This window comes from Pseudomonas sp. MWU13-3659, assembly GCF_023757525.1.
GTDB classification, from domain to species: Bacteria; Pseudomonadota; Gammaproteobacteria; order Pseudomonadales; family Pseudomonadaceae; genus Aquipseudomonas; species Aquipseudomonas entomophila_E.
On sequence record NZ_JAMSHW010000014.1, the window covers coordinates 135200 to 154231 of the forward strand.

Here is a 19032-nt window from a genome sequence, read left to right on the forward strand (position 1 = left end):
TCGCACAAGTAAGAATGACTACCGTTTTTACCTCGAAAGTTGCCAGCGACATTAGCCCTGCAACTTTTGCCGGCAATCCTCCCGGTAGTCCTCCAGCAGCTCGATCATGTCCTCCAGCGCCGCGTACAACCCATCCACGGCAGCGGTCAGCAACGCGTCGTCGCGACGGCCACAGGCGCTCTCCAGCTGATCGCAGCACAGGATCAGCCCCATGGCGGCAATGATTCGCGCCCCACCCTTGACACGGTGCGCGACGGCCGCGAGGCCTGGCAGGTCGTGCCGGGTGAACAGCTTGAGCAACTGCCCGAGGTCGTCGTGGTAGCTGCTCAGCAGGTCGTCGAGCAGGCTGACCACCGTGGCCATGTTGCCCGCGGCCAGGCGATGGATGTTCGCCAGCTCGAGGTGCTCGACGGGGCAATCGGCCAACGTATCGCCCTCAGGGCTGCTCCAGGGCTCGACCGACAACAGCCGGGCCTCGAGCTCATCGAGACTGACCGGCTTGAACAGGCAATCGTCCATGCCCGCCTCGGCACAGCGCGCGCGCTCTTCCGGCTGGGCATTGGCGGTGAAACCGAGCACCCGGCAGCGTGGCGCGCCCGTGGCAAGCTCCTGCTCGCGAATGGCCTGGGTCAGTTCATAGCCGTTCATGTTGGCCATGTTGCAGTCGGTGATGACCACGTCGAACCCGCCTTCGCGCCAGCACGCCAACCCTTGCGCGCCGTCGCAGGCATCGCGGACCTGGTGCCCGAGGTAGGTGAGCTGCTCCTTCAGCAGCGCGCGGTTGGCCAGGTAGTCGTCGACGATCAGCACGTTCAGCGAACGCTGGTCGCTCGCCCGCTCGGTTTCAGGCGCCTCGTCCACCACCGGCTCGAGCAAGGGCAGGCACAACCGCACGCGGGCTTGCGTGCCTTGCCCCAGCACACTGCTCAAGGTCAATTGCCCGCCCATCATCTCGCACAAGGTCTTGCAGATGACCAGGCCAAGCCCGGTTCCGCTCCTGGCCGACTGACGGTTGTTGCTCGCCTGGCTGAACGGCGAGAACAGCTGGCGTTGGTCTTCCTCGGATATCCCTTCCCCGGTGTCCTCGACGCTCAGGCTGACAGCCAGGCAGCCGCCCTGGTCCGGGCCCACGCGCAGGCGCACGTCGACACCGCCCCTGGCGGTGAACTTGATGGCGTTGCTCAGCAGGTTGGAAAGGATCTGCTTGAACCGTGTCGGGTCCAGGCTGACGTCGCGGTCCGCGGCCGGGTCCATGTCCAGGGTGAGGGTGAGCTGCTTCTGCCTGGCCAGGCCTTCGAGCATCCGCACCACCGACTGCACCAGCTGCGCCGGGTTGGCCCGCTCGGGCGCCAGGTTCAGGTGGCCGGACTCGATGCGCGCGATATCGAGGATGTCGCCGATAAGCTCCAGCAGGTCCTGCGCCGCGACCGAGGCCACCTCCAGGGCGAAGTGGTCGACCTGGCCCTGTTCGGCCTTCTTGCTGGCCAGCTCGAGCATCCCGGTCACCGCGTTGATCGGCGTGCGGATCTCATGGCTCATGGTCGCCAGGAAGGTGGTCTTGGCCCGGTTGGCGTTGTCGGCGCTCTCCTTGGCCTCCTTGAGCTGCTCCAGCAGGTACTGGCGCTCGCCGACATCCAGCCAGCCGCCGATCATGCCGACCACGCCGCCTTCGCTGTCCCGGTAAGGCAGGATCCAGTGGTAGATGGTCGTGACCGCGCCGCTGGGCAACGTCATGCGGCTGTCCTTCAGGCTCGGCTCGCCGAACTCCATTGCCCGCAGGTAGTCCTGGTGGTAGCGCCCCGCCTCCTTCGCATCGAAGATGGACGCCTCCAGCAAGGTCTTGCCAAGCACGAACTCGCGCTCCACCCGCATCACCTCCAGATAGGCCGAATTGCACAGCACCAGGCGCCCCTGGCGATCACGCACGTAGATCGGATGCGGCGTGCCATCGATGAGCACGCGCATGAACATCATCTGGTTGGTGAGCGCGTCCTCGGCCTGCTTGCGCTTGCGAATCAGCTGGCGCAGGTAGGTGTTCCACAGCAGCGCCGCCAGCAGCATCAGCACCACCACCACGAAGCCTTGAGTCAGGGCCCGGCCGTGCCGCTGCCAGAAACCCGCACGGGACGGGTCGTCGTTGCGCCAGCGCTTGTCGAGCTCGGCGCTTTCTTCCGGCGAGATGCTCAACATGGCCTTGTTGAGCACCGACAACAACAGGTAGTTGCCCGCCGCCGTGGCGAAACTCACCGAGGCGGGCTCCTGGCCGATGGTGCTGGTGATCTGCAACTTGCCCTCGTCGTAGAGGTCGACGAAATGCCTGGCGGTCAACAACGTCAAGGCCGCGGCATCCGCCTTGCCCTGCACGACCATTTCCGCGGCGGCGGCGGGGTCGGGCGCGTCGACCACCTTGATGCGGGGGTAGTGGCTGGCAATCAGCCCATGCAGCTTGCACTGGCTGATCAGCACCAGCGTCTTGCCGTCCATCTGGTCCAGCGTGACCGGCTCCCCGGCGCCCTGGCGCCCCACCATCACGAACGGGATGGTGAGGTATGGCCGAGTGAAATAGAAACTGCCCTCGGCGTCCGAGCTGGGCATGTCGGAGGCCAGGAGGTCGACATCGCCGCGCTCGACGGCGGCGTTGAGGTCCTTGATCGAGCCCTCCGGCACCACGTCGAACTTGAGCCCGGTGCGCAGGCTGATCTGCGCCAGCATGTCCGCGGTGATGCCGCGCAGGCGCCCACCCGGGCCATAGAACGCCAACGGCCTATACTGCCCCCGCGTCGCCACGCGCAACCTGGGGTGGCTGTCCAGCCATTGCTTCTCCTCGCTGGACAGGTCCAGGTGGTAGAGGCCCGGCACCTGCACCCGCAACACATCCCAGCGCCTGAGGATGGCGGCGCGGACGAAACCGGGTATGGCATCGATCGTGGCATCGACGATGCTTTGCAGGCGCAGGTCGTTACTGCGCATTGCAAAGCTGAAGTCGCGCGCCCTCACCCGCGAGAAGTCGCCGATCTGCACGTTGTTCAGGTAGTTGCGGTTGATCAGGTGGCTGGCGCTGATGGCATCGCCCAGGTACACATCCGCCTGGCCGAACGCCACGGCACCGATGGCGGCGAAGTTGGAAGGGTACAACTGCAACTGCGCGTCGGGGTAGTAGAGCTTGACTTCGTCCGGCGGCAGGTAGTGGTAGAGCATGGCGATTCGCCTGCCCTCCAGGCGGTGGCTGCCGAGGCTGTCGTTATCAGTGCTGCGGGTCACCAGCACTGGCTGGTCCTCGGCATAGCCACGGGACAGCACCACCCCGCCTTCTGCGGCGTCGAACACGTTGGCCGTGCCGACCAGGTCGATTTCGCCGCGCTTCAATGCACTGATGAGGTCCAGGCGCGTGGCATAGCGGCGCACCTCGATCTTCATGTGCAGCATTTGCCCGATCAGGCCGATGTAGTCGGCGGTGATGCCTTCGAAGCCCTGGGCGTTGGCGGTCACTTCGAACGGCGCGTAGTCGGGCGCCGACACCCCCAGCACGAGGCGCTTCTTGCTGCGCAACCAGGCCCAGTCCGCCTCGTCGAGGTTCACCCCGAAATCTTCGGCCTGCGAGCGCCCGTACAAGGGCAGCAGCTCGCCCTCCTGCGCCAGGGCAGCGAAGGGCAGTGCCAGGAGCACGATGACCAGGAGCCGGCTGACATATCGGCGCATGGTCAGATCAGGTCGTTGCGTTTGGCGAATTCCGCGAGGTACACCACCGACTTGACGTTGAGCTTGTCGATCATGCGCTTCTTGTAAGTGCTCACGGTCTTGTTGCTCAGCAGCATGGCTTCGCCGATCTCTTTGTTGCTCAGGCCGTTGGCCAGTTGCTGGAGGATGCTGAGCTCGCGATCGGACAGGCTCCTGATCAGCTCCTGCTCGGTCGCCTCGACATCGCTGCGGCGCACCGAGCTGTTCGCCAGGTTGGGGAAGAAGGTGTAGCCCGACATGATTGCGCGCACGGCCTTGACCATCTCGTCCAGGTCGTCGCTCTTGGAAATGTAGCCGGCCGCCCCGGCGTTGCGGCAGCGCGACGAGTAGGAGAGCGCCGGGCGCCCGGTGAGCACCAGGATCTTGCTCGACAGCCCTAGGGCGCTGAGCCGGCTCAGCACTTCCAGCCCGTCGAGCTTGGGGATGGCGATGTCCAGCAGGATCAGGTCGGGCTGGTGCTCGCGCGCCAGTTGCACGGCATCGGCACCGTTGTCGGTCTCGGCGATCACCTCGAAACCTTCTTCCTTGAGTAATGCTCGGCCCGCGGCGCGGATAAAGGGGTGATCATCGACGATCAGGGCTTTGTGCATGAAGCGACCTCCGCCAGGGCCTCGATGATGAGGTGATGCTGCACATCATGAAGCCCGGCAATACGGGAAAAAGTTGAAAGCATTATCTACAGCCTGTGGCAAGAGGGCAATATGACATCTCGATAGGCACATAGCGAGCGCTGGTGTCAGATTCAGGATGTTTTGCCTTCGTTATTGGGTGTATTGCTAGCGAGTTCGACCTTTTCGTACCCTCTGGCATCCATTGTCATCGAAAAATCGAGCACTTCGCCTGTATCAACTGTGGACTCATCATGCACAACAGGACCTGAAACAAGAGCTTTCTCTATCAGGCCATCTACAAACTTCAATGCCTCAGACGATGGATCTTTGGAAATATAGAAATGATGCTTGCAATAGTACTCAACAGCTTCGCTGTCCTTCATTATGTTTTTCATGCGCTCGAAACTATCACTACGAATTTTTTCAACGCCAAGCCCAGCCTGCAACAACATATCCTCAAACAATACAAGCACATTGTAATAAGGGCCTGCGTCACCGAGCTCATGCATACTATTCGAATGCAACTCCATCACAGCCATCCAGTGGACAACCTCTCCTTGCTTATTCGGCGAATGCTTTATTGCATCCGCCATAGCCCCGACGAACACGTTGTAAACAACTTCATCCTGCCAAACTTCCTCAAGCGCAAGATTCAAACTATCCAATAGAGAACGCAGAGTGGAAGCATCGAATTTGCCAGGGTCAGCCTTACGAGCACATATCATCTGCAACACGTCCCCAACTAAATAAGTTGCATTCCTCACGAAAACCGCCTGAATCCCTCCGGCAAATTTAACTTCCGAGTTGGCAATTTCGGATCTCAGCATGTCATTCTCGAGCAGCAAGCCTTTAGCTTTCCCAAGTAGACTTTTCAACTTGGCAATTTCGTCCCCCTGCTCGCCATTTACAACTTGCAGCTCCATGAGCTGACACTTATGCACTTCACTTTCTTTTACCAGCGCAGCATTTTGATTGCTCAGCTGTTTTTTTTCCTCCGCCAGCTTTCTAACTTCCGCCCTCAGTTTGGAAATATCTTCCCTCAGCGTGGAATTTTTTTTCTCCAACTTCGATCTTTCGACCTCCTGCCCACTAATATTGACTTCCGCCCTGCCATTTTCAACTGCAATAGCATTATCTTTGGCTGCCCACGTAGAATCTAATTCTGCTCCCCCGCGCATTGCTTCTTTAGGCTCCGTGTTTTTCCCTTGCCGATCACTAATTACGGTGCGTAGCGTGGAGATTTTGGACTCATTGTGCCCCGCACAACTAAAAATAGCTGCCTTCAGTTTATGGAGAATACCTTTCAAGGCATTCAGGACACGTCGGGCCAGCAATACTGCCCTCTCGGAAACGCTAGTAAATTTCACTGGACGATCGCCGAGCATTGGGCTTCCTTCCATCGCCTCAGTGATTGTCTTCGTTAATGTGGAGGAGCTTCCAACAGAATTAGGTGACGGCATCACAAGCCTCAAAATAACCGATTTAGTGAGGCCCAGCGTATGGCAGCGAGCGCCGCCAGACTATCAACCATGGTCGCAATTGCATGCAAATCCCGACGGACACCGCCATCCCTGCGCGACCGTCAGCTAAAAAACGGCGACAGCTTCCCGTATCTCCCCCCTGGCCGGCCACCTAAGCTGGGCACTCGCAACCAGAGGGGACTGCCATGTCCAGCAACAACTACGAATACGCCCTGCAACAGCTTTGCACATCGCTCGATCTCGAAGCGCCTCGCACATTCGACTCGGTGGTCAGCCTGCAGGTCGGCAACCATGTGTGCAACATCACCGAACACCCCGCCGACCAGCTGCTGATGTTCATTGAACTGCAACCCCTGGACGATGCGCCTGTCGGCGAGCAGAACCTGTTCTGCCAGGACCTGTGCAAGCCGATCCTCGGCGTCGACCCCCTGAGCCACTCGAAGATTCTCTGGAACCGCCAATCCCTGGGCCAGATGGACCGCGCCATGGTGCATCACCAGCTCGAACAGCTGGTGCAGGCCGCCGAAGAACTGACCGGAGGGGAAGCGGCCTAGGCGCGCTTGCGCTGATCAAACGCAGGTGCGCGCAGCGCCCTGCCCACAGTGTTCGCGTCGCGCAAAGACAACCAAGGGTTGCACGACGCCAGCACCACTCGCCTCACTCGCCTGGATCAGGCACTCGCAGCCCTGGCGCTGCGATCAACGAGTCACCGCTACCATGCTCCTACACAAGATGGTCGATTTCTGGACACGCTGGCGCAGCCTGCGCCTTGAGCACCGTGAACTGCTCAACATGCCCGAACACAGGCTTCGAGACATTGGTTTGACCCGCGAAGACATTCTGCTCGAAAGCCGGTCGCCCGTATTGACTGCGCTGATGCATAAATATAAACCGCATTTCAAGAGGAAATAACCTCATGTCTTCCCCTGTCAATCTTCATTCTTCACTCCAGATAACCTGTGAAGAATTCAAAGAAATTACCGATGGCACGGTAGTCCCCATATACACAGTCAAATGGACAGAACCAAGTCTTGATTCAGCCAACCGCGCCAAACGTTATGAAATACCCAAAACGGGCCTTGGGGAGCGTTTCGCTCGCGCCGTCCTGTTCTTCGTGTGTGCGATTGGCTTTGCATTGGCTCACCTGCTGACCCATGGCATTTCGATGCTGTGCACCATGAACCAGCAAGGTTTCGAGAATAAACTGACCTTCGGTGTGCGCCTGGATGCAATGCGCACGTCTGAGAGCTTGCGCGACCAAATCGAGGGCTACCTCAAGGAAAGCATCACCCTAGATACTTTGCCTAAACTGCAACAAGCCCAGAAAAAATGGAACATCGAAGGGCTAGTTGAGCGACTTGACGCACGACATCCTGATATTAAGACAACGCGTGGTAACAAACCGACGTCGGATAGCATGCCAGCTATAACCAAGATTCCCGTTCCCGATGGGAAGACTGTTATGGGAGGCGACATTAAGTTGTACGAAAACAAGGCCAACGAAATCGCCGCGCTTCATAAATTCGCCTTGTCTACATTTCAAATCATTTGCTCTCCTGGCCCCGACACCACAGCCGTTGCCAGCAGCTGTCAGCCCTCGGGTTGCTACGCTTGAATCGTAGATACCCCAGGGCCGCCCATTCTCTCCCTCGGCGCACGAAGAGGCACCGCCTGCCTGGCGCGACCCTCCAGGCAGGAGAGACCTACGCGCACCCCACTCGAACACACCCTTCATTGAGGTGCCAAGGATGAAAAAGTCCCTAGCCTCGGCTTTGTTGGCCTGCACCCTGGCCGCCAGCACACAGGCCATGGCCGACAAGCAGACCATCGCCTATCTCGGCCCCGCCGGTTCCTGGACCCATCAGGCGAGCATCGACCTGTACGGCACCGACCAGAACCTGCTCGGCATGACCCGGGAACAATGGATCGAGGCCTATGACCAGCAGAAAGTCGACAAGCTGGTCGTGCCCATCGCCAACGCGGCCGTCGGCCTCACCCATTACCTGGACGATGTGCTGGCGCTGAAACAACCGTTGATCGTCGCCGAATACCCGAAGATGCTGTCCTACGACCTGATGGCCAAGCCAGGGGCGACGTTCGCGCAGATCACCCGCGTGCTCGCGCACCCTGTGGCACTTACCGAGGTCAAGCCGTGGCTGGACACGCAAATGCCAGGGGTGGAGCGTGTCGATGTCGCCTCCGCGGGCGAGGCCGCGCGCCAGGTCGCCGAAGGCAGCGCCGACGACGTGGCGGCGATGGGCCCCCACATGGCCACCGAGGTCTATGGCCTGGTGTCACTGCGTGACGGTATCGAAAAAGGCCCGCACAACGTGACGCGCTGGTGGGTCATGGGCTACACGCCAGCCAAGCCCACCGGCGACGACAAGACCACGTTGCTCGTCGAGGTCAATGACGCCGGGTTCAACAACGTGCTGAAAAGCCTGGTGGAAAGCGACATTCGCGTGCTCGATATCTACGAGCGCCCCAACCTGAAGACGCTCGATGGGCACAAGTACGTGATCGACGTGGTGGGGCACGCCGAGGTCGGCCAGCTCAAGGCCTACCTGCACGACCATCGCAACGTGCGGCTGCTGGGCTCGTACCCCAGGCGGTACTAGGCGGGACGTTTCACCGGGCGGCCAGGCAACATCGGCCGCCCGGGCAATAGCCCGTCGGCCCTGGACGCAAGGCGGGCCTAGCGCCAGATCAGGGCCTCGCTCCAGCCCAGCTCGGCGAAATCATCGGCCCGCAGCACCGCTTCCTCCTCGCAGAAGAACTCATCCAGTTGCGGCGGCTTCACTGCCGTGTCACTGAGCATCGCATGCACCTGCCCACGGTGATGGATCTGGTGCTCGAACAGGTGCGACAGCAAGCGCAGGCGCGGTTCGCGCTGCACCCGGTCCGGCCGCACGATGCTCACGTAACGCGCCAATTGGTCGTCGCTCAACTGTCGGCAATAGGCGATCAACCGCTGGTCGGCCTGGGCCTGTTGGGCCTGCAGGTCGGTGCAGGTGGCGAATGGCTGTTCCGGCTGGAAGAAGCGCTCGCCGTCCGGGTCCGGCGCCTCGCCACGCTGTTCGCATTCCAACGCGTCGAGGTAGAACCAGTCCACCGTCAGCAGATGGTTGAGGGTGGCCTTGATCGAGGGAAAGAAGCTGCAACGGGGGGCGACGAACTCGTCCTGGGTCAGTTGCAGGCAAGCCTTGTACAGGCGGTGGTTGGCCCAGCCGTTGTTGTAGGCCTGGGTCAGCAGATGATGCGACAGCGGCTCCATGGTCGGCTCCTTCAGGCGAAGCGTTGCAGTTGCATCTCCCGTAGCCGGCTCAGGGTCCGTTGGTACGGGAACGCCAGATACCCTTGAGTGTAGAGCGCTTCGAGCGGGACTTCGGCCTCCAGGTACAAGGCCACCCTGCGGTCGTAGCACTCATCGACCAGGGCGATGAAACGGCGCACGCTGTCATCCTTGGGGGCCAGGGTGGGGAGCGTGCGATCCCCTGCCTCGACCCGCGCGGCGCCATCCTCGGTGCCGCGGGCGATGCGCCCAGCCTGTTGAACGCCCCCCAACGCCGGTATGCCGCTGACCAGGATTGCCGGGAAACGGTCGCACAAGGCCATGAAGTCCATGGCTGCCAGGGGCTGCTCACAGAGGTCGCTGAAACGGCACCAGATGGCTTGCGTGCTGCGCCGCACGACATGGATCTGCCGCGAGCCGAGTTGCAAGGGCTGGTCGTCGCCATCGTCTTCCCCGCTCAACTGTCGAAACACCGCCGCCAGTGCACTCGGCTGTCCCGGTTCGGTGATCCAGTAGCGCTGGTGCTGCGCTCCCGGATGCAGACGGTGATCCTGCTCCCCTGCCACCACCAATACCCGCATATGGCGCTCGATGGCGGCAATGGCCGGGAGAAAGCGCTCGCGATTGAAACCGTCGCGGTACAACTGCTCGGGGGGCTGGTTGGAGGTGGCAACGATCACCACGCCTTGGTCGAACAGCACCTGGAACAGGCGGCCCAGGATGATCGCATCGCCGATGTCACTGACGAACAATTCGTCGAAGCACAACACGCGAATCTCGCGGGCCAGCTCCCGGGCCAGGGCCTTGAGCGGGTCGGCGGTGCCATTGAGCTGGAACAGGCGCTGGTGGACCCAGGCCATGAAATGGTGGAAATGCTGGCGCCGGGCGGGCATCTCCAGACACCGGTGGAACAGGTCCATCAGCCAGGTCTTGCCACGGCCGACCGGGCCCCAGAGGTACAAGCCCTGAGTTGGCTTGCCTGTGCGCAGGGCGTCGAAGCACGCCTGTAGCGCGACGACGGCGGTGGCCTGGGCAGGGTCAGGGACATAGTCCTGTTCGCCGAGGGCCTGCTGGTAGAGAGACTCGGGGGTCATGCCGGGGCGCCGGAAAAGAAACCACCATGGTACGCCAGTAGCAGTACTGCGTCCCCCTCAAACCCAACACCGTACCTGTAGGAGCCGGCCTTGCCGGCGAATGGGCCAGCACTGCCAAAACAAAACTCTCAGCTCTCCCCCAACCCCACCTTCAGCAATGCCCCATCCTTTGCATCCGTCAGCACATACAGGTATCCATCCGGCCCCACCCGCACATCACGGATCCGCGCCTTCAGGTCCCCCAGCAAACGCTCTTCATGCACCACCTTGTCACCCTGAAGCTGCAGCCGGATCAGCTCCTGACTCGCCAGCGCCCCGATGAACAGGCTGTGATCCCAGGCCTTGAACGTCGGGCTGTCATAGAACGCCATGCCACTGATACCTGGCGACTTCTCCCAAACATGGTGCGGGTCGACCATGCCGTCGACATGCTTGCCCTTGGCCTCGGGAATCGGCAGCAGCGAGTAGTTGATGCCGTGGGTCGCGATCGGCCAGCCATAGTTCTTGCCCGGCTCGGGAATGTTGATCTCGTCACCACCCCGCGGGCCATGCTCGTGGGTCCACAACTTGCCGGTCCAGGGGTTGAGCGCCGCACCCTGCTGGTTGCGATGGCCAAACGACCAGATCTCCGGGCGCACATTGTCACGGCCGACAAAAGGGTTGTCCTTGGGGATTTCGCCATCGGGCAGCAGACGCACGATCTTGCCCTGCAGCTTGTCCAGGTCCTGCGCCGTGGGGCGCTGGTTGTTCTCGCCCAGAGCAATGAACAGGTAGCCTTCACGGTCGAACACCAGGCGCGAGCCAAAGTGGTTGCCCTCGGACAGCTTGGGCTGCTGGCGGAAGATCACCGTGAAATGCTCGATCCGCGCCAAGTCCTGTGAAAGCTGGCCACGGCCAACCGCGGTACCGGCCTTGCCGTCGCTGCCCACCTCGGCGAACGACAGGTACACCGTGCGATCCGTGGCGAAGTTCGGAGACAAGACGACATCGAGCAGCCCTCCCTGCCCTTCGGCCCAGACCTTGGGTACGCCGGAGAGCGGCGGCCCCACCTTGCCGTCCGTGCTTACGACGCGCAGGTTGCCCGGCCGCTCGGTGACCAGCATGCCGTTGCCATCCGGCAGGAATGCCAAGGCCCAAGGGTTGCGCAGGCCTTCGGCCACGGTGCTGACCGTCAGCGGGCCCTCCTCGCTGGGAAACTGCTGCTCGGGTGCGGCCAGGGCCAGCAGGGGAAACAGGCTGGCAATGGCGAGGGTGGTCAACCAGCTACGTGGCGTCATGTTCGATTCCTTCGAAAGGGCTCAGGGCACGCGTTGCGAGTCGCGCGGTGGCCGGGTGGGTTCCAGGTTCGGGGTCTGTTGCTGGCGACGCAGGTTTTCGCCGTTGCCAATGCCGCGATTATCGAGTGTCGGCGGACGCGGAATCGGCTGGGTGGAGGCGCCAGGCACCGGTGGCGTGGCGGGCACGCTGCCCTGCCGGCTATTGGGGTTGGCGCGCATGATCGGGCTGTTGTAGGGGTTGTTGCTGTCGTTGGCGGCCAGCACCGGGGCCGCCAGTGGCAAGGCCAGCAGCAGCCCAAGCGCCAAACGCGTGAATGTAGGTTTCATGCTCCACCTCCGGAACGAAAAGGCGCGCCTCAGCGTTGGATAGCCTAAGACGCGCAGGGTTCGATGCAACCGTCGAGGTAATTCTCGATGTTTCAACCCTCTCCCCCGTGGGCGCCGGCTTGCTGGCGAACCGCTGTTAAATCGCCCCCTCCTTGTCCACCTTGTGCCGCGCCGCATAAAGACAAAGCATTTCCATCGCCAGCGTCGCCCCCGCCAGCGCGGTGATATCGGCGTGGTCGTAGGCCGGCGCCACCTCCACCAGGTCCATCCCCACCAGGTTGATACCGCGCAACCCACCCAGGATCTCCAGCGCCTGCACCGTGCTCAGCCCCCCGCAGACCGGCGTACCGGTACCAGGCGCGAAGGCCGGGTCCAGGCAGTCGATGTCGAACGTCAGGTACACCGGCCTATCGCCAACCCGTTGGCGAATCGCCGCGACGATCGCCTCGGTACCCTGGCGATGCACCTGCCGCGCATCGAGTATGGCGAAGCCCTGGCTGTCGTCGTTGGTGGTGCGCAGGCCGATCTGCACCGAGTGCGCAGGGTCCACCAGGCCTTCCCGGGCGGCATGCCAGAACATGGTGCCGTGGTCGATGCGCTTGCCCTCCTCGTCTGGCCAGGTATCACTGTGCGCGTCGAAATGGATCAACGCCAGCGGGCCATGCCGGCGGGCATGGGCCTTGAGTAGCGGGTAGCTGATGAAATGGTCGCCACCGAGGGTCAACATGGCGCAACCGGCATCGAGGATGCGCTCGGCATGGGCCTGGATGCTGTCCGGCACCGACGCTGGCGTGCCACTGTCGAAGGCGCAGTCGCCGTAGTCGATCACCGCCAAGTGGTCGAAGGGGTCGAACGCCCATGGCCAGTGCCGGGCCCAGGCCTGCTGCACCGAGGCCGCGCGGATCGCCCGCGGCCCGAAGCGCGCGCCCGGGCGGTTGCTGGTGGCGGTGTCGAACGGCACACCGCTGACTACCACATCGACACCACGCAAGTCACGGCTGTAACGGCGCCTGGAGAAACTGGTGATACCGGCATAGGTGCTCTCGGCGGCCGTGCCGTAGAGGCTGTCGCGGGTGATGGCCTGGTCGTTGTCCTGGGCGAGATCCACGGATTGTCTCCTTTCGTTTTGGTTTTACTGGCGGCTGCGGAAGGCAGTCCACAGGCGGTTGCGCTGGCGCAGGTCGGATAGCGCCATGCTGCGGTCGGCGAACAGCCGCTGGCGCACCTCGGCAGGCGGGTAGATATCCGGGTCGTTGCGGATCGCCTCGTCCACCAGCGGCGTGGCGGCCTGGTTGGCATTGGCAAAGAACAGCGTGTTGGTCAGCGCCGCCACCGAGTCGGGGCGCAGCATGAAGGTGATGAAAGCGCGAGCAGCCTCGGGGTGCGGAGCATCCTTGGGGATCACCAGGTTGTCCTGCCACACCAGCGTGCCTTCGCGGGGGATGCGGTAGATCAGCTCGAACGGCTTGCCGGCCCGGCGCGCCTGGTCGGCAGCCATGGCCGCGTCGCCGTTGTAAGTCAGCGCCAGGCAGACGCTGCCATTGGCCAGGTCGTTGATCTGGCGGCCGTTGGCCACGTAGCTGATCGACGGCTGCAACTGTTGCAGCAAGGCTTGGGCAGCGTCCAGGTCAGCCTTGTTCTGGCTGTAGGGATCCTTGCCAAGGTAGTTGAGGGTCAGGCCGATCACTTCCTGAGGGGAGTCGGGCATGGCGATGCCACAATCCTTCAGGCGGCTGGCATATTCGGGCTTGAACAACAGGTCGAGGCTGTCCAGCGGCACATCCCCCAGGCGCTGGCGCACCGCCTCGACATTCACCCCCAGCCCCAGGGTCCCCCAGGTGTAGGGCACGGCGTGGAGGTTGCCTGGGTCGGCCTCGGCCAGCTTGGCCAACAGGTCTTTGTCAAGGTTGGCATAGCCCGGCAGTGCCTGGGCGCCGAGTGGTTGCAAGGCGCCGGCCTTGAGCGCCCTGGCCAGCACGGTGGCCGAGGGCACCACCACGTCGTAGCCGCTACGGCCGGTGAGCAGCTTGGTTTCCAGCACCTCGGTGGTATCGAAGGTGTCGTAGCGCACCTTGTAGCCGGTCTCTTTTTCGAAACGCTCAAGGGTTTGCGGGGCGACGTAGTCGGCCCAACTGTACAAGTTGACGACCTTTTCCTCGGCTTGCAGTGGCAAGGCGAGCAGCAATGAGAGCAGGCACAACGTTCGACGCATGGCGGGCACCTCGGCAAAAGGGTGGATGCCGCCAGCATGCCTGCCGGGTTACATTGCAAAAATGGCAACTTTGCGAAGCTGACATTCACCAGGAGCAATGTGATGCTCGGACAATTGCACGACCCGGACCTGCACCTGCTGCGGCTGTTCGTCACTGTAGTCGAGGCTGGCGGCTTCAGTGCCGCCCAGGGCGTGCTGGGGCTGAGCCAGCCCAGCATCAGCCAGCAGATGGCGCGGCTGGAAACACGCCTGGGCTATCGCCTGTGCAGCCGAGGTAAAGGCGGTTTCCGCCTGACCGAGAAAGGCGAACTGCTGCTGCAGGCCACCCAGGGCCTGTTGCTGCAGATCGAACAGTTCCGCCAGCAAGCCAATGGCGTGGCCGGCCGATTGCTCGGCACGGTACGCATCGGCCTGGCCGAGAACCAGGACAAGCGCATCACCCTGCGCATCGCCCAAGCCGTTGCCCGCTTTCGCCAGCGCGAAGAATCCGTGCAGCTGGAATTGACCAGCGCCCCGCCCGCCGAGCTGGAGCGTCTGCTGCTGGAACAACGCCTGGACTGTGCGATCAGCTACTTCTCGGGCGCGCAGGCCGCATTCGACTATGTACCGCTGTTCGACGAACAGCAACGGCTCTACTGCGGCAAAGCGCATCCGTTGTTCGACGCGGCAGACATCACTCGGGAGCAGCTACTGGAAGTCGATCAGGTGCGCCATCCCTATCGCTTTCTCAAGCACGGTGAACCCTTCCAAAGCCGGCACAGCAAGGCAGTGGCCGAGCAGATCGACAGTGCGCTGACGTTCATCCTTTCGGGCCGGCATATCGGTTACCTGCCATGCCACTGCGCCGCACCCTGGGAAGCACAGGGGTTGCTCAGGGCGCTGGATCCGCGGCTGGACTTCGTGGTGCCGTTTACCTTGGCCCGGCATCGCGGGCAGATGCCGGGGGAGGCCCAGCAGGCCTTCGTCGAGGACCTGCTGGCGCTGTTCGAATGAAGGCCCACCCTTTCAACCCCGCCGTGCATTTGCCACACTGCCGGCTTGCCCGTGAAACAAGGCCGTGAAAACCATGCTTGTGCGCTGCTGCCTGATCCTGCTGTTGACCCTTGGCCTGAATGCCTGCGCCCTGTTTCAGGGCCGTGACCCGCTCAACATCAGCGTGGTCGGTATCGACCCCTTGCCCGGCCAGGACATGGAGCTGCGCATGGCGGTGAAGATCCGCGTGCAGAACCCCAACGAAACACCGCTCGACTTCAACGGCGTGGCCCTCACCCTCGAGGTCAACGATCAACCCCTGGCCGCTGGGGTGAGCGATCAGCGTGGGCATATCGGCCGCTATGACGAAGCGATGATCGTGGTACCGGTCAGCATCACCGCCTTCGCTTTCCTGCGCCAGGCCTATGGCTTGAGCCGCGTGGATTCGCTGCAGGGCCTGCCCTATGTACTGCGCGGCAAGCTGGCCGGTGGCCCGCTGGGTACGGTGCGCTTCACCGACAAGGGCAGGCTCGACCTGCCCAAGGCTGCAGGCGCGGGCTGGTGATCCTCAGCCGACGAAACGCACACCGGGGCGTGGGCGCTCATCCACACTGAGCTCGAAGACATCCGGCCGCGCATAATGGCCGACCACATCGAAGTCGTAACGGGCACGCACCAGCTCGTCGGTATCGATTTCAGCACAGACGAGCCCTCGCGCGCCCAGCAACGGCCCGGCCAGCACATCGCCCAGCGGGCCGACGATCAGGCTGCCACCGTTGATCAGTGGCCGCTCGGCTGGCCAGTTGGCCACCTCCATGCCGAGCGCCGCGGGCGAATCCTGCACCTGGCAGGCACTGATCACAAAACAGCGCCCCTCCGCCGCGACATGGCGCATGCTCACCTGCCACATCTCACGCTCATCCACCGTCGGCGCGCACCACAATTGCACGCCCTTGGCGTACATGGCTGTGCGCAGCAAAGGCATGTAGTTCTCCCAGCACACCGCGGCACCCATGCGCCCGGCGCGGCCGTCGACCACCGGCAACGTGGAACCGTCGCCCTTGCCCCAGATCAAGCGTTCGGTGCCGGTCGGCATCAATTTGCGATGCTTGGCCACCAGCCCACCGTCAGGTTCGAAGAACAGCACGGTGCAGCACAGGGTATTGCCGCTGCGCTCGATCACCCCAAGCACCAGGCTCGCTCCCGTGCGCGCCGACAGACCAGCCAGGGCAGCGGTCTCACTACCGGGCACGTCGATCGCATTGGCGAAATAGCGGGCGAAGGCTTCGCGGCCCTCGGGCAGGCGGTAGCCCAGCTGGGTTCCGAAGCTTTCTCCCTTGGGGTAGCCACCGAGCAGGGCTTCCGGCATGACCACCAGGCTGGCACCGGCCTCGCGGATAGCCTGCTTGTAGCCGAGGATCTGTTCCAGGGTGGCCGCCTTGCCCTCGGGCAGCGAACCGATCTGCAGGGCAGCGACGATGGACTTGGGCATCTTGGAAACTCCTGTCAGGGGAACGTCAGGAAGAATCTCCGAGGCCAGCTATCGGCGCAACAGTGGCGTGATGTTCGCCTGACTCAGCGACTGGCGTTGGCTGCAGCCATCATCTTGTTGACCTCACTGCGCACCAGCTGTGTGAACTCGGGCGGCGACATGCCGTCGAGCTCGGCGCGCACCCACTCGGCCCATTTGCTCTTGCGCCGCGGCTTTTCCGCAATCAGCCGCGCGGCCTCGCCCTTGGCCTTGCCGAGGTTACTTTGCCAGTACTCGAACAGACGCGCCTTTTCCGCCTCGATCTGTGCCCGTTCCTGGAAGCTCATGTTGGCCAGATTGAAACTCATGGGGTAATACCTGCCGCTGGAAAATGGGCGTTATCTTACACGCTAGCGACCGGGCACGGGAAAGCCGCTGCAACTTTCCCGGCGTCGCGGTATCCACTGTTCAACCCCACTCGCCACGAGGATGTGTACATGGCCAGGAAAACCGCCGGATCAAACGACAGTGAACAGATCAAGGATCAGGTGTTCAGCGAGCTGCAGGCGTTGATCGAGGAATCGGAGAAACTACTGACCGAGAGCGTTTCGCTGGTCGGTGAGGAAGCCGACACCCTTCGTGCCCAGCTGGGCCTGAAGCTACGCCAGGCGCGGGATGCCACTGGCAGGTTGGGGCAGCGGGCCCAGCCGGTGGTCGACGCCACACAGGAATACATAGGCGGGCACCCCTGGCAGACCGTGGCAATCTCTGCGGGCTTCGGCCTGGTGGTCGGCCTGCTACTGGGTCGTCGGCAGTAAGCGCCGATCAGGCGGCCAGCGCCATTGGGATACCGCTGTGGAAGCGCAGTTCCTGGTCAGGAGACATGATCAGCTGCGCTTCCGCTTCGCGTACTTGCTCGATGACACGTGCGATGTCCGCTTCTTCACCGTAGTGATGGGCCAGCTTCAGGTAGCCCTGGTAGTGCCGAGCCTCGCTCTTCAGCAAGCCGTGGTAGAAGGTGCCGAGTTCTTCGTCCAAGTGCGGTACCAGTGCGGCGAAGCGCTCGCAGCTGCGCGCCTCGATGAAGGCCCCCACCACCAGCGTATCTACCAGTTTGACCGGCTCATGGGCACGTACCAGGCGCCGCAGGCCTGAGGCGTAGCGCCCCGCCGACACCGGACGCAACGGCACGCCACGGCGCTTCATCAACCGCAGCACTTGCTCGTGGTGTACCAGCTCTTCGCGGGCCAGCCGCGACATCATGTTGATCAGGTCGAGATGCGTGTTGTACTTGGCGATCAGGCTCAACGCCGTGCTGGCAGCCTTGAACTCGCAGTTCTTGTGATCGATCAGCAAGGTCTCCTGGTCGGCCAGCGCCGCCTCGATCCAGGCGTCAGGGGTACGGCAGCCCAGGAAGGCGTCGATTTCAGGAATCAGGGACATAACAATCACACAAGACACTGGCAGGACCGGCGATTATACCGGCGGCGACGTCGAGTGCCAGTGGCTATGCTTGATGCATGTCAACCGGCGGCAGGAGGAGCGCCGTCTATAGTCAGGCATTGGCCGCCATTGAGAAGGGAGTTCACGCCCATGCAAGCCGTCCGCAGCATCCTCGTCGTACTTGATCCCGAGCACGCCCATAGCCGCGCCCTGACTCGGGCGAAACTGATTGCAGGCGTGACCGGTGCCCGCCTGCATCTGCTCATGTGCGACAAGAAACAGGATCACAGCGCACTGCTCAGCCTGCTGAGTAGCCAGTTGCATGACGATGGCTATGACAATGTCACCCATGAGCAGCATTGGAAGGAAAGCCTGCACGAATCGATCATCCATGTGCAGCAGGCGGAAGGCTGTGAGCTGGTGATCAAGGAGCATCGCCCGGACAATCCGCTGCGCAAGGCACTGCTGACGCCCAATGACTGGAAACTGCTACGCCAATGCCCATGCGCAGTGCTGATGGTCAAAAGCGAACGGCCCTGGATGGGCGGCAAGATCCTCGCGGCCGTGGATGTGGGCAACCAGGACGAGGATCATCGCCGGTTGCACGCCAGTATCATCGACCATGGCTATGCCATTGCCAGCCTTGCCAAGGGTGAACTGCACGTCATCAGTGCCCACCCCTCCCCCATGCTGTCGGCATCCGACCCGGTGTACCAGCTCACCGAGACCATCGAGCAGCGCTATCGCGAGGCTTGCAAGGCGTTCCAGGCGGAGTTCGATGTCAGTGATGATCGCCTGCATATCGCCGAAGGGCCTGCGGATGTACTGATCCCTTATACCGAAAAGCAGTGTGATGCCGTGGTGACCATCATTGGTACCGTGGCGCGCACTGGGATTTCCGGGGCCCTGATTGGCAATACCGCAGAGGTCGTATTGGACTCGCTGGAAGGTGACGTGCTGGTGCTCAAGAGCGAGGAAGCAACGGCACACCTGGCGGAGTTGGCACGAGGCTAAATGCTTCTGTAGGAGCCGGCTTGCCGGCGAAGGGCACGCTGCAGTGGATGGCACCGGCTGTGCCGGTGTTCGCCGGCAAGCCGGCTCCTACAGGAGACGT

At 62.4% G+C, this 19032-nt stretch carries 20 protein-coding genes; 8 read left to right on the forward strand and 12 right to left on the reverse strand.

Features of this window, described 5'->3' with window-relative positions:
• Window positions 1-51: 51 nt before the first annotated feature.
• The 3 genes from NGM28_RS18195 to NGM28_RS18205 form a co-directional block, all read right to left on the reverse strand.
• Window positions 52-3699, reverse strand: coding sequence for an ATP-binding protein (locus NGM28_RS18195; protein WP_252091023.1), 3648 nt, complete (start codon window positions 3697-3699; stop codon window positions 52-54).
• A 2-nt stretch (window positions 3700-3701) separates the two neighbouring features.
• Entirely contained in the window at window positions 3702-4328 is a 627-nt protein-coding gene (locus tag NGM28_RS18200) for a response regulator transcription factor (RefSeq protein ID WP_252091024.1), read from the reverse strand.
• Between the two features lie 152 nt (window positions 4329-4480).
• On the reverse strand, window positions 4481-5734 hold the full coding sequence (locus NGM28_RS18205) for a hypothetical protein (protein WP_252091025.1): 1254 nt from the start codon (window positions 5732-5734) through the stop codon (window positions 4481-4483).
• Window positions 5735-6015: 281 nt separating this feature from the next.
• Here NGM28_RS18205 and NGM28_RS18210 point away from each other — a divergent pair, with 281 nt between their 5' ends.
• The 4 genes from NGM28_RS18210 (at window position 6016) to NGM28_RS18225 (ending at window position 8448) form a co-directional block, all read left to right on the forward strand.
• Window positions 6016-6384, forward strand: a complete 369-nt coding sequence (locus tag NGM28_RS18210) for a CesT family type III secretion system chaperone (RefSeq protein ID WP_252091026.1) — start codon at window positions 6016-6018, stop codon at window positions 6382-6384.
• A 163-nt stretch (window positions 6385-6547) separates the two neighbouring features.
• Window positions 6548-6742 (forward strand): DUF1127 domain-containing protein, encoded by a 195-nt coding sequence (locus NGM28_RS18215; protein ID WP_252091027.1) that lies wholly within the window; start codon window positions 6548-6550, stop codon window positions 6740-6742.
• A gap of 4 nt (window positions 6743-6746) precedes the next feature.
• Complete coding sequence (locus NGM28_RS18220; protein ID WP_252091028.1) at window positions 6747-7445, forward strand: hypothetical protein; 699 nt, start codon at window positions 6747-6749, stop codon at window positions 7443-7445.
• Window positions 7446-7578: 133 nt separating this feature from the next.
• Window positions 7579-8448, forward strand: a complete 870-nt coding sequence (locus NGM28_RS18225) for a prephenate dehydratase (protein ID WP_252091029.1) — start codon at window positions 7579-7581, stop codon at window positions 8446-8448.
• Window positions 8449-8525: 77 nt separating this feature from the next.
• Here the strand turns inward: NGM28_RS18225 and NGM28_RS18230 are convergent, their stop codons facing one another.
• From NGM28_RS18230 to NGM28_RS18255, 6 genes are all read right to left on the reverse strand, one after another.
• Entirely contained in the window at window positions 8526-9104 is a 579-nt protein-coding gene (locus NGM28_RS18230) for a DinB family protein (protein WP_252091030.1), read from the reverse strand.
• Between the two features lie 11 nt (window positions 9105-9115).
• Window positions 9116-10216 (reverse strand): cell division protein ZapE, encoded by a 1101-nt coding sequence (gene zapE, locus NGM28_RS18235; protein ID WP_252091031.1) that lies wholly within the window; start codon window positions 10214-10216, stop codon window positions 9116-9118.
• A gap of 128 nt (window positions 10217-10344) precedes the next feature.
• Window positions 10345-11493 carry a PQQ-dependent sugar dehydrogenase gene (locus tag NGM28_RS18240; protein WP_252091032.1) on the reverse strand — a complete coding sequence of 383 codons (1149 nt, stop codon included), beginning with the start codon at window positions 11491-11493 and terminating at the stop codon, window positions 10345-10347.
• Between the two features lie 21 nt (window positions 11494-11514).
• Window positions 11515-11820, reverse strand: coding sequence for a hypothetical protein (locus NGM28_RS18245; protein WP_240066444.1), 306 nt, complete (start codon window positions 11818-11820; stop codon window positions 11515-11517).
• A 136-nt stretch (window positions 11821-11956) separates the two neighbouring features.
• Complete coding sequence (speB, locus tag NGM28_RS18250; protein WP_252091033.1) at window positions 11957-12928, reverse strand: agmatinase; 972 nt, start codon at window positions 12926-12928, stop codon at window positions 11957-11959.
• 24 nt (window positions 12929-12952) lie between these two features.
• Window positions 12953-14032: an extracellular solute-binding protein gene (locus NGM28_RS18255; protein WP_240066442.1), complete on the reverse strand. Its 1080-nt coding sequence runs from the start codon at window positions 14030-14032 to the stop codon at window positions 12953-12955.
• A 102-nt stretch (window positions 14033-14134) separates the two neighbouring features.
• On the opposite strand from NGM28_RS18255, the gene NGM28_RS18260 reads away from it, so the two are divergent.
• Window positions 14135-15025 carry a LysR family transcriptional regulator gene (locus tag NGM28_RS18260; RefSeq protein ID WP_252091034.1) on the forward strand — a complete coding sequence of 297 codons (891 nt, stop codon included), beginning with the start codon at window positions 14135-14137 and terminating at the stop codon, window positions 15023-15025.
• A 73-nt stretch (window positions 15026-15098) separates the two neighbouring features.
• Window positions 15099-15569 carry an LEA/WHy family protein gene (locus NGM28_RS18265; RefSeq protein WP_252091047.1) on the forward strand — a complete coding sequence of 157 codons (471 nt, stop codon included), beginning with the start codon at window positions 15099-15101 and terminating at the stop codon, window positions 15567-15569.
• Between the two features lie 3 nt (window positions 15570-15572).
• On the opposite strand, the gene NGM28_RS18270 is transcribed toward NGM28_RS18265, so the two are convergent.
• The gene (locus NGM28_RS18270; RefSeq protein ID WP_252091035.1) at window positions 15573-16496 is read right to left on the reverse strand and encodes a carbon-nitrogen hydrolase family protein; all 924 of its coding nucleotides are present in this window, start codon (window positions 16494-16496) and stop codon (window positions 15573-15575) included.
• A gap of 83 nt (window positions 16497-16579) precedes the next feature.
• Entirely contained in the window at window positions 16580-16843 is a 264-nt protein-coding gene (locus tag NGM28_RS18275; RefSeq protein ID WP_252091036.1) for a hypothetical protein, read from the reverse strand.
• Between the two features lie 129 nt (window positions 16844-16972).
• On the opposite strand from NGM28_RS18275, the gene NGM28_RS18280 reads away from it, so the two are divergent.
• Window positions 16973-17293: an ElaB/YgaM/YqjD family protein gene (locus NGM28_RS18280; RefSeq protein ID WP_252091037.1), complete on the forward strand. Its 321-nt coding sequence runs from the start codon at window positions 16973-16975 to the stop codon at window positions 17291-17293.
• Between the two features lie 7 nt (window positions 17294-17300).
• On the opposite strand, the gene NGM28_RS18285 is transcribed toward NGM28_RS18280, so the two are convergent.
• Window positions 17301-17918 carry a MiaE family protein gene (locus NGM28_RS18285; protein WP_252091038.1) on the reverse strand — a complete coding sequence of 206 codons (618 nt, stop codon included), beginning with the start codon at window positions 17916-17918 and terminating at the stop codon, window positions 17301-17303.
• Between the two features lie 150 nt (window positions 17919-18068).
• Here NGM28_RS18285 and NGM28_RS18290 point away from each other — a divergent pair, with 150 nt between their 5' ends.
• Entirely contained in the window at window positions 18069-18932 is an 864-nt protein-coding gene (locus tag NGM28_RS18290; protein ID WP_252091039.1) for a universal stress protein, read from the forward strand.
• Window positions 18933-19032: the final 100 nt, after the last annotated feature.

Bases quoted from the DNA above. Each gene is read 5' to 3' on its own strand.
- NGM28_RS18195 (WP_252091023.1), bottom strand. From the start codon at position 3,699: ATGCGCCGATATGTCAGCCGGCTCCTGGTCATCGTGCTCCTGGCACTG.
- NGM28_RS18200 (WP_252091024.1), bottom strand. From the start codon at position 4,328: ATGCACAAAGCCCTGATCGTCGATGATCACCCCTTTATCCGCGCCGCG.
- NGM28_RS18205 (WP_252091025.1), bottom strand. From the start codon at position 5,734: ATGCTCGGCGATCGTCCAGTGAAATTTACTAGCGTTTCCGAGAGGGCA.
- NGM28_RS18210 (WP_252091026.1), top strand. From the start codon at position 6,016: ATGTCCAGCAACAACTACGAATACGCCCTGCAACAGCTTTGCACATCG.
- NGM28_RS18215 (WP_252091027.1), top strand. From the start codon at position 6,548: ATGCTCCTACACAAGATGGTCGATTTCTGGACACGCTGGCGCAGCCTG.
- NGM28_RS18220 (WP_252091028.1), top strand. From the start codon at position 6,747: ATGTCTTCCCCTGTCAATCTTCATTCTTCACTCCAGATAACCTGTGAA.
- NGM28_RS18225 (WP_252091029.1), top strand. From the start codon at position 7,579: ATGAAAAAGTCCCTAGCCTCGGCTTTGTTGGCCTGCACCCTGGCCGCC.
- NGM28_RS18230 (WP_252091030.1), bottom strand. From the start codon at position 9,104: ATGGAGCCGCTGTCGCATCATCTGCTGACCCAGGCCTACAACAACGGC.
- zapE (WP_252091031.1), bottom strand. From the start codon at position 10,216: ATGACCCCCGAGTCTCTCTACCAGCAGGCCCTCGGCGAACAGGACTAT.
- NGM28_RS18240 (WP_252091032.1), bottom strand. From the start codon at position 11,493: ATGACGCCACGTAGCTGGTTGACCACCCTCGCCATTGCCAGCCTGTTT.
- NGM28_RS18245 (WP_240066444.1), bottom strand. From the start codon at position 11,820: ATGAAACCTACATTCACGCGTTTGGCGCTTGGGCTGCTGCTGGCCTTG.
- NGM28_RS18255 (WP_240066442.1), bottom strand. From the start codon at position 14,032: ATGCGTCGAACGTTGTGCCTGCTCTCATTGCTGCTCGCCTTGCCACTG.
- NGM28_RS18260 (WP_252091034.1), top strand. From the start codon at position 14,135: ATGCTCGGACAATTGCACGACCCGGACCTGCACCTGCTGCGGCTGTTC.
- NGM28_RS18265 (WP_252091047.1), top strand. From the start codon at position 15,099: ATGCTTGTGCGCTGCTGCCTGATCCTGCTGTTGACCCTTGGCCTGAAT.
- NGM28_RS18270 (WP_252091035.1), bottom strand. From the start codon at position 16,496: ATGCCCAAGTCCATCGTCGCTGCCCTGCAGATCGGTTCGCTGCCCGAG.
- NGM28_RS18275 (WP_252091036.1), bottom strand. From the start codon at position 16,843: ATGAGTTTCAATCTGGCCAACATGAGCTTCCAGGAACGGGCACAGATC.
- NGM28_RS18280 (WP_252091037.1), top strand. From the start codon at position 16,973: ATGGCCAGGAAAACCGCCGGATCAAACGACAGTGAACAGATCAAGGAT.
- NGM28_RS18285 (WP_252091038.1), bottom strand. From the start codon at position 17,918: ATGTCCCTGATTCCTGAAATCGACGCCTTCCTGGGCTGCCGTACCCCT.
- NGM28_RS18290 (WP_252091039.1), top strand. From the start codon at position 18,069: ATGCAAGCCGTCCGCAGCATCCTCGTCGTACTTGATCCCGAGCACGCC.